Annotated in this window: 5 protein-coding genes; 2 read left to right on the plus strand and 3 right to left on the minus strand. The window is 51.3% G+C overall.

What is annotated here, in order from left to right:
* On the plus strand, positions 1-1,126 hold a 1,126-nt coding region (locus USH94_RS22225; RefSeq protein WP_320731339.1), incomplete at its 5' end, for an EAL domain-containing protein.
* Positions 1,127-1,571: 445 nt separating this feature from the next.
* Positions 1,572-1,877, plus strand: a complete 306-nt coding sequence (locus USH94_RS22230; protein WP_258525082.1) for a hypothetical protein — start codon at positions 1,572-1,574, stop codon at positions 1,875-1,877.
* Between the two features lie 30 nt (positions 1,878-1,907).
* Here the strand turns inward: USH94_RS22230 and USH94_RS22235 are convergent, their stop codons facing one another.
* From USH94_RS22235 to USH94_RS22245, 3 genes are read right to left on the minus strand one after another with little or no spacing between them, the layout of a single operon-like run.
* On the minus strand, positions 1,908-2,435 hold the full coding sequence (locus USH94_RS22235) for a phospholipase D family protein (RefSeq protein WP_111966186.1): 528 nt from the start codon (positions 2,433-2,435) through the stop codon (positions 1,908-1,910).
* Positions 2,428-3,174, minus strand: coding sequence for a MobC family replication-relaxation protein (gene mobC / locus USH94_RS22240; RefSeq protein ID WP_320731340.1), 747 nt, complete (start codon positions 3,172-3,174; stop codon positions 2,428-2,430). Before mobC ends, USH94_RS22235 begins: the two co-directional genes overlap by 8 nt.
* Before the next feature lie 15 nt (positions 3,175-3,189).
* Positions 3,190-5,106 carry a type IV secretory system conjugative DNA transfer family protein gene (locus tag USH94_RS22245; RefSeq protein WP_111966184.1) on the minus strand — a complete coding sequence of 639 codons (1,917 nt, stop codon included), beginning with the start codon at positions 5,104-5,106 and terminating at the stop codon, positions 3,190-3,192.
* Between the last annotated feature and the right edge of the window lie 323 nt (positions 5,107-5,429).

The following is a 5,429-nucleotide window of genomic DNA, read 5'->3' on the forward strand; positions in this document are numbered from 1 at the left end:
GAATTTACCGGGCCAAGCTGCGATAATTTATGCTTCCCTTGCGGAAAATGGGATGACCGCATTAAGCATCGTGGATGCCCGTTATTTTATAGACCTAATGGTTTCTCTACATAAAGAAAATCATGCAAAATTCAAGCTACTGTTCAGCAGTGGTCCGGTTATAACGTACCCGAGAGTTAATTCCATAATCAAATCAAGTTTTCGATCGAGTTTTCGCTCTTCGTTTAGTAAGGTGCTGCTTCAGGTTGAGACACCTCTACAGGCGCTTTTTCCCTACTTGCTGAGCAATTTGTTTTTTTTGGGGCAGCTTTTTTTGTTATTAACGCTTGCAGTGCTTTATCTTTGGCAACGCTGGGAGGCTCGGCAAATGTCATTGTCAGAAGAGCTCGCTAAAGGTATCGTTCAGGGCGAGTTTTCTGTGCATTTTCAACCGATATGTGAAACCAGTTCCGGAATATGTATCGGTGCTGAAGCTCTTATGCGCTGGCAGCGACGCGATGGTAGAAGCATCTCTCCGGGTTTATTTATACGCGCCGCGGAGGAAAATGGAATGATCATCAGTCTGACGCAACATCTTTTTGAGCTCATTATAAGGGATGTCAAACACTGGAAGGTTAAGGGACAGTTTCACCTCAGCGTTAACATCGCCGCAGCCCACTTGAGCCATCCTAATTTTGTCAGCGATGTGTTGCGTCTATTGGACTTTTTAAATCCTACTTTTAACCTCGTTCTGGAAATTACCGAGCGTAGCCTAGTGGAAGACATGGTATTGGCGGCAGAAAAGTTGAGTACCCTACGTGAAAAAGGATGTAAGGTTGCTGTTGATGATTTTGGTACCGGTTACTGTTCCCTGGGTCTTCTACAGAGCCTTCCTGTGGACTACCTAAAAATCGATAAAAGTTTCATTGATACACTTACTTCAGCAGGTGAAGACACGCCGATACTGGACACGATTATTACACTTAGCCAACGTCTTAATTTATCTACTATCGGTGAGGGGATCAGTACAGCCCATCAAGCTGAGTGGTTGAAAAACAATCGAGTACAATACGTTCAGGGATATTTTTATGCTAGGCCTATGACAGCTTCTTATTTTTATGATTGGTATTTAGAACGCGATGGGTAGTTGTGAAAAGTATTTCAACCTTTTTCATAAAATAAACTAGAGTTGTCGAGTTTTTTATATATATGCCAAGTATTTTACGGGGTTAATCGGCAGAGTAGTAAGGTAAATGTTAATTTTTTTAAAATATCCATCTTTTTTGAAATGGACTGCTTTTACCTTTTATTCAGTTGACTTTGAACTAAATATAGATCCATTCAGAAACATAATGCGGACATGATATACACTCCCTCAATGGTGGTGGTTCCGATAAAAGAACACGTTTTACCGAAGAGCTGATTATTTTGGACTGAAGCAGGCTGATCTGGGGCGTCCGTGCCGCAGGTCTGCAGTAAGATGGGTATTTTTGATGGCACGTTTTGTATATGGCGCGTGAAATATGGCGGGATTATCTCTTTAAGCTGAAATACATGCGTCAAGAGGTTCTCGCAAAAAAAAGGACTCGACGGTGGTAATACTTATCAGCGACATCGAGGACAACTGCTGCCAGCGTCTCGCATACTGCGAGTCCGTGGCGGGACTGTGCCCGGAGGCGGCCAACCGTATCACGCATTGCATGCATTCACGCAGTACAGGGCAGACGCTACGTGAGCTGCGCGAGCTGCTGTCGGTAACGCTGGACACCATTATTGTGGTGGAGTTTGAAGGGGAGCAGACCCGACTTAACTATGGCGGACGATCGGCTGAAGACGAGATCGCCATGCTGAAAGCGCTCCATCTTGAAGGGCGTAAAGCCTGGCTGGAAGTGGAGTAAAAAAAAGCCCCGTCCGCAGATGGGGCTGATTCAGTACCGGGCATTCAGCGGGCTGCCCTCATCCCACAGGCGGTCAAATTCTCGCTGGTACGCCTCCGCCAGCTGCGGTGCATCCTCGATCAGCAGCACGTTTTCCGCGTTGCGCGAAACGGCGCTGGCCGTGTAGTTAAACGATCCGGTCTGGACGTTTTTGCCGTCGATCACCATAAACTTGTTGTGCATGATGGCGTAAAGGCCGTTAAGGCGTACCGGTACGCCCTGGTTTATCAGATATGTCACGGCGGTGTAACGGTCGCTGTTGGCCTTTTCGTCGGCCACCACGCGCACGGCCACGCCGCGCCGGTTAGCACTGGCGATCGCCGTCGCGACCGGCTTACTGGTGAAGCTGTAGGCTGCGACGTCAATGCTCTGCCTGGCGTTGTTTATGGCGCCGAGCACGACCTCAAGGGCAGGGCGCCCGTCAGACGGCGAAAAAACCGCCGTCAGGACGGGCGCGGCAGTGGAGAAAACAGGCACACAAAGGGCGGCGGCCAGCGCCAGAAGGGCGATTTTACGCATAGTTGTCCAACTCCAGGCTTTTCAGTTCGTCGAGGGTATAAAAGCGAAAGACATCGCGGTGTTTTGCCTCCAGTTGCACATGCTGATTTTTCACGATCACGCTGGCGATGCTGTCGAAAATAATCTTCAGGGCGCGCTTTTTCGCCTCGTCCGGGGCGACGTAAAACGCGTACCGCCATTTTTTATCGCTGATAGCCAGCAGGTGGCTCGCCATGATGGACTGATAACGCGCCTTTGTTTTAATGCGTCGCTCGGTTTCAACGGCGATCGGCCTGCCGTCCGGCAGGCTGATAAGCCCGTCGGGACGGTGTTTGACGCTGTACTGACTGAGGAAAGTTGAACGGTCGCCGTTAATCCACCCCGTCGCGCCGTTCTTCTCCAGCGTCAGGCGCACGAGCTGGTTATCAAGGTGATGGTCGAGTGACCAGCCGGTCAGGCGGTAGGGTTCAAAGCGGGCGGGCATTATCTTGTCGTCCGCCGTGAGGATCACGGCCAGCCCGTCGGCGGTAATGCCCCACAGGGATATTCTGGACGCGCGGGATTCATGCACGTGCTTCTGAATCAGCCCCATTTTCTCTACTTTTCCAAGTAATCTTACTAATGATGTATGGCTTTTAAAGCCAAATACCATCATCAGCGTTTTGAAATCACTGTATGTTTCTTCTTTCAAAAAATTCAGGAGAATGCGGATTTTTTCATGATTACGTTCTCGGCGTTCGGTATTGTTCATTAAGAGCATAAAGCCTCCTGAAATTTATAAATCCAGCAATGAATGTACTTCGTGATTTTGGGCGGACTGTGATGCCATCAGCCACTCCTCGTCAGGCTGCACCGGAGGTGAGGGAATTGGCGGTGCTGGCGTTTTCTTGGTGGCCGTGGTGCTGTCGGGAAAAATGTCAGGTGCCGGAACTGCCGGAACTGCCCGAGCTGTCGTATCAAAATCCAGATCTAGTACCGGTTTAACTTCAGCCACGGTAGCCGCTGCAACCGGCGGCAGGGAATACAGTTCCAGCGGGGCTTTTTTAACCTTGAGCGGTGAGATTAACGACGGGAACGCGAGCGCGTTCTGGCTGAAGATATAGCTGACGAACTTCGGCAGGTTCTGGAGCATATTGCTGTCGATGTAATAGCTTTCCGCCTGGCGCAGCATGCGCTCGTTATCGACTTTTTCTGTCAGCACTGCCGTGGTGGTGACTTTCCGGCTTTCATCATCGACTAAAATCGTGCCCGACATGCGCGCAATCCATTCGGCGGTGTCCGGATCCTGAAGTTTATAAACCAGCTTAAACTTGCAGTTTTCCACGACCGCACCCACAACGGCGTCGCCGTTTAAATCCGCCGGACAGTCGCGCAGGTCGGCAATCGACTGGTGCGCCATTAAAATATGCACGCCTTTATCACGCGCCGCGCCTAACCCTTCGAGCGCTGGTTTTGACAGGTGATATTTCACCTCATCTTTAAAGATGGCAATGGGGCGGATATTCCCCGCGACGCGGTCGCGTAATTCCGCGAGCTGGAACAGGCGAACTAAAATCATGCGCTGCGCGGTGATGATTTTAGAGTTACGCATCGAGCCGATGATGTAGCAGCAGCCGCCTTTGTCGAAAATCTCCTTCAGTGCAAAACCGCCGGGCGCGTTAATGCTGTTGAGCATCGCCAGCTCCTCGGTTTTACCGTGAAAGGCTTTAATCGTTTCGCCGATGCCCTGGACATAATCGCCGTTATAAATATCCCGCACGGTTGCGCCCGGATTATCCTTCACGAACTGCGCCGCCGTTCTCGCCGCCTTGCGATCGTCGATACGGTAAAAATCCGCCGCCTCGCCTTTTTCCGCCAGGCTGAAACCGGCCACGAATAACTCCTCCAGATGATCGGCGGTGATGCCGTCGATAAGGTTCATCTGGTATTCCTGCTTATTCAGGTCGATAAGCACGAAGGGTTTTCCGGCGTCCGCGCACGCCTTTTTATACAGGTGCGGTGCCCACTCGTCGTTTTTTGGGTCGAGAACGAAAACGCCCTCGTCGGCGAGGATGCTCTGATAAAGCAGAATACCGGTCACGACGCCTTTACCGGCACCGGTGGTGCCGATAATGTCGGCGTGCTGGGTCTGCCATTCTTTTAACGGAATATACTGCGGCTCGCCCTCGCGGCTCAGCCCGATAAAAACACCCTTACTCAGATCGATGTAATCCATCGGATCGTATTCGGTGGAGACTGGTAAAATCTCTTTTACACGGCGAACGTCGGTTCTGCGGTCGCGCTCCATGCTGGTTTTTTTCACCATGCCGCGTTTGACCTTGTCAAATTCAGGCGAGATCAGACGCCGTAAAATTACATGCAGAATAAACCCGGCGACGGTAAACAGCAGCGCCATTGTCCAGCTCAGCAGCGGCGGGCTGGCGATATCTTCCCGGCCATAAATGCGCTGTAAAAACCAGACGGCCACCGGCGCTATCGTGCCGAAAACAAAACAGATCATGGAAAGCAGAATTAAGATCCTTTGCAGAAACTTCGGCTTTTCCTGCCCGCCGTGTCTCGCAGAAAATATAAAAGGCAGCATGACGCCGGACAGCAGCGCTAACGCCAGCTGATGCGCCTGCAAAAAAGCAATAAAAGCCAGGACGGCATTTGCTATCGGCGACAGCAAATGATTCAGTTTGTCGAATATCACGATATTCTCCTGCCGTGTTTCTCGGCACATAGGCTCGGCACATACTCCCGTCACATCGTATGTGCCGGGAGTATGTGCCGAGATAGAAGGGAAGGGGCAATGACCGCGATGCGGCCATGATCGCAGGAGGTATACTCCCGCGATCTAACGGCGTGCGGCATTCCGCGCGGGCTGGACGCCCTTACTGCATGTCGCATGGGGGTAATGTCCTCGCTGAACGCCCGGCCAAAACCCCCAAGGTCAAAAGAGGCCACACCGTCGCGCGCTACGCGCGACCACCCCCTAAAAGACGCCTGTTTTGACCTTTTTCTTCGCCTTGTTCG

It is taken from the genome of Enterobacter sp. 148H3 (genome assembly GCF_034107425.1).
Taxonomy (GTDB): domain Bacteria; phylum Pseudomonadota; class Gammaproteobacteria; order Enterobacterales; family Enterobacteriaceae; genus Enterobacter; species Enterobacter vonholyi.